The organism is Streptomyces sp. NPDC044571 (genome assembly GCF_040647115.1).
Lineage (GTDB): Bacteria > Actinomycetota > Actinomycetes > Streptomycetales > Streptomycetaceae > Streptomyces.
The window spans coordinates 1-3,401 of sequence record NZ_JBEZBN010000115.1; the positions used below are offsets into that span (position 1 = coordinate 1).

The window sequence follows — 3,401 nt, forward strand, 5'->3', positions numbered from 1 at the left end:
GGGGACCCTGTGGGAGAGTAGGACGCCGCCGAACAATCATTGCGGGAAGCCCCGCACCAGCCCTTTCGGGTTCGGTGCGGGGCTTTTCTGCGTTCGGGTCCCGTGCGGGGTCCTGTAGGGTCAGGAGGCATCGTTCGTACGTTCAACAGTGGAGGCCCCCGGGTGGAGGTCCAGGAGACTCGGGTTCAGACTGACCGAATTTTCACCATTCCGAACATCCTGAGCATGGCTCGCCTCGTCGGTGTGCCCCTCTTCCTCTGGTTGATTCTGGAGAAGCACGACGCCTGGGCGCTGGCCGTCCTCATGCTCAGCGGGGTCAGTGACTACCTCGACGGGAAGCTCGCGCGGCGCTGGAATCAGATCAGCAGCCTCGGCCGGCTGCTGGATCCCGCCGCGGACCGGCTCTACATCCTCTCCACGCTCTTCGGCCTGACCTATCGGGGCATCCTCCCGCTCTGGCTTACCGGGGCCCTGCTCGCCCGCGAGCTGATGCTGCTGGTGATGGTCTGGATCCTGCGCCGTCACGGCTATCCGCCGCCGCAGGTCAACTTCCTCGGCAAGGCCGCGACCTTCAACCTGATGTACGCCTTCCCGCTGCTGCTGCTCAGTGACGGTACGGGCTGGTTGGCCTGGATGGGGTCAGTTTTCGGATGGGCGTTCGCCGGATGGGGTACAACCCTCTACTGGTGGGCAGGAATCCTTTACGTGGTGCAGGTCCGCCGACTCGTGAAGGCGGACACCGCGGCCGATTGAGCTCGCTCGGTGCCGGGCTGACGCGCAGTATCTGCGGAGTCTCCGTACGGGACGGGCGAAGTCGGCGAGAACGTCGTCTCTCAAGGAGGACTCTTCCGACATGAAGGCCGTCGTGATGGCCGGTGGCGAAGGCACCCGTCTTCGCCCCATGACCTCAAGCATGCCGAAGCCGCTGCTGCCCGTGGCCAACCGGCCGATCATGGAGCACGTGCTCAGGCTGCTGAAGCGGCATGGGCTCAACGAGACCGTGGTGACCGTCCAGTTCCTGGCGTCCCTCGTCAAGAACTATTTCGGTGACGGCGAAGAGCTCGGAATGGAGCTCACCTATGCCAACGAGGAGAAGCCACTCGGCACTGCCGGCAGTGTGAAGAACGCCGAGGAGGCCTTGAAGGATGACGCGTTCCTCGTCATTTCCGGCGATGCGCTGACCGACTTCGACCTCACTGACCTGATCAACTTCCACAAGCAGAAGGGCGCACTGGTCACGGTGTGCCTGACCCGGGTGCCGAACCCGCTGGAATTCGGCATCACCATCGTGGACGAAGAGGGGAAGGTCGAGCGTTTCCTTGAGAAGCCGACGTGGGGCCAGGTCTTCTCGGACACCGTGAACACCGGTATCTACGTCATGGAGCCCGAGGTCTTCAATTACGTGGACCCGGATGTTCCGGTGGACTGGTCCGGTGACGTCTTCCCGCAGCTGATGAAGGAAGGCCGGCCCATTTACGGCTACATCGCCGAGGGCTACTGGGAGGACGTCGGCACCCACGAGAGCTACGTCAAGGCCCAGGCCGACGTACTCGAAGGCAAGGTCCAGGTCGACATGGACGGCTTCGAGATCTCGCCCGGGGTGTGGGTGGCCGAAGGCGCCGAGGTGAGCCCCGACGCGGTGCTGCGCGGGCCGCTCTACATCGGTGACTACGCCAAGGTCGAGGCGGGCGTCGAGATCCGCGAGCACACGGTCGTCGGGTCGAACGTCGTCATCAAGAGCGGGGCCTTCCTGCACAAGGCCGTCGTGCACGACAACGTCTACATCGGCCAGCACAGCAACCTGCGCGGCTGTGTCATCGGCAAGAACACCGACATCATGCGGGCCGCCCGGATCGAGGACGGCGCCGTCATCGGTGACGAGTGCCTGATCGGTGAGGAATCGATCGTTCAGGGGAACGTGCGGGTCTACCCCTTCAAGACGGTCGAGGCCGGCGCCTTCGTCAACACGTCGGTGATCTGGGAATCCCGCGGGCAGGCGCACCTCTTCGGTGCCCGGGGAGTCTCCGGGATCCTGAACGTGGAGATCACCCCCGAGCTGGTGGTCCGGCTCGCCGGGGCCTACGCGACGATGCTGAAGAAGGGCGCCATCGTCACCACGGCACGTGACCATTCCCGAGGCGCCCGCGCACTGAAGCGGGCCGTGATCTCGGCGCTCCAGACCAGCGCCATCAACGTACGGGACCTGGAGAACGTACCGCTGCCCGTGGCGCGGCAGCAGACCGCCCGGGGCAGTGCGGGCGGGATCATGCTGCGGACCTCGCCCGGTGTGCCGGATTCCGTCGACATCATGTTCCTGGACGAGCGGGGCGCGGACCTCTCCCAGGCGCAGCAGCGCAAGCTGGATCGCGTCTACGCGCGCCAGGAGTACCGGCGCGCCTTCCCGGGCGAGATCGGTGACCTGCAGTTCCCGTCGAGCGTCTTCGACTCCTACACCGGTTCACTGCTGCGGCACGTGGACATCACCGGGATCGCCGATTCCGGGCTGAAGGTGGTCGTGGACGCCTCCAACGGCAGCGCCGGTCTCGTGCTGCCCAGCCTGCTGGGCCGGCTAGGGGTCGATGCGCTGACGATCAACCCGGGCCTGGACGAGTCGAGGCCCACGGAGACCGTGGAATCCCGGCGGGCCGGGCTGGTGCGGCTTGGTGAGATCGTCGCCTCGGCGCGCGCCGCCTTCGGTGTGCGCTTCGACCCGGTGGGGGAGCGGATCTCCCTGGTGGACGAGCGCGGCCGGATCATCGAGGACGACCGGGCGCTCCTGGTGCTGCTGGACCTGGTGGCCGCCGAGAAGCGCAGCGGCAAGGTGGCGCTGCCGGTGACCACGACCAGGATCGCCGAGCAGGTGGCGGCGTACCACGGCACGCAGGTGGAGTGGACGACGACCTCGCCCGACGACCTGACACGGGTGGGCCGGGCGGAGAACACGATCTTCGGCGGCGACGGGCGGGGAGGCTACATCGTCCCCGAGTTCAGCAGCGTCTTCGACGGATCGGCGGCCTTCGTCCAGCTGATCGGGCTGGTGGCCCGCACGCAGCTCACGTTGAGCCAGATTGATGCGCGGATACCACGCGCCCATGTGCTCAAGCGCGATGTGCCGACCCCGTGGGCGGTGAAGGGGCTCGTGATGCGGCGGGTCGTGGAAGCCGCCGGTGACCGCCAGGTCGACACCACCGACGGTGTGCGGGTGGTGGAGGCGGACGGGCGCTGGGCGCTGGTCCTGCCGGACCCGGCGGAGGCCGTGACGCACCTGTGGGCCGAGGGGCCCGACGACGCGTCCGCGCAGGCGCTGCTGGACGAGTGGGCGGGGGTGGTGGACGGCGCCGGGCACTGACGGCCGGGTACCGGATCACGTACGGCCAGGTCCGGCGGGCCGGGAGCGCCAC

Annotated in this window: 2 protein-coding genes; both read left to right on the forward strand. The window is 67.2% G+C overall.

Annotation, left to right across the window (positions count from 1 at the left end):
* Nucleotides 1-162 precede the first annotated feature (162 nt).
* Nucleotides 163-753 (forward strand): CDP-alcohol phosphatidyltransferase family protein, encoded by a 591-nt coding sequence (locus AB0B01_RS30570; protein WP_361726166.1) that lies wholly within the window; start codon nt 163-165, stop codon nt 751-753.
* 100 nt (nt 754-853) lie between these two features.
* Nucleotides 854-3,349 (forward strand): mannose-1-phosphate guanyltransferase, encoded by a 2,496-nt coding sequence (locus AB0B01_RS30575; protein WP_361726169.1) that lies wholly within the window; start codon nt 854-856, stop codon nt 3,347-3,349.
* The last annotated feature ends 52 nt before the right edge of the window (nt 3,350-3,401 follow it).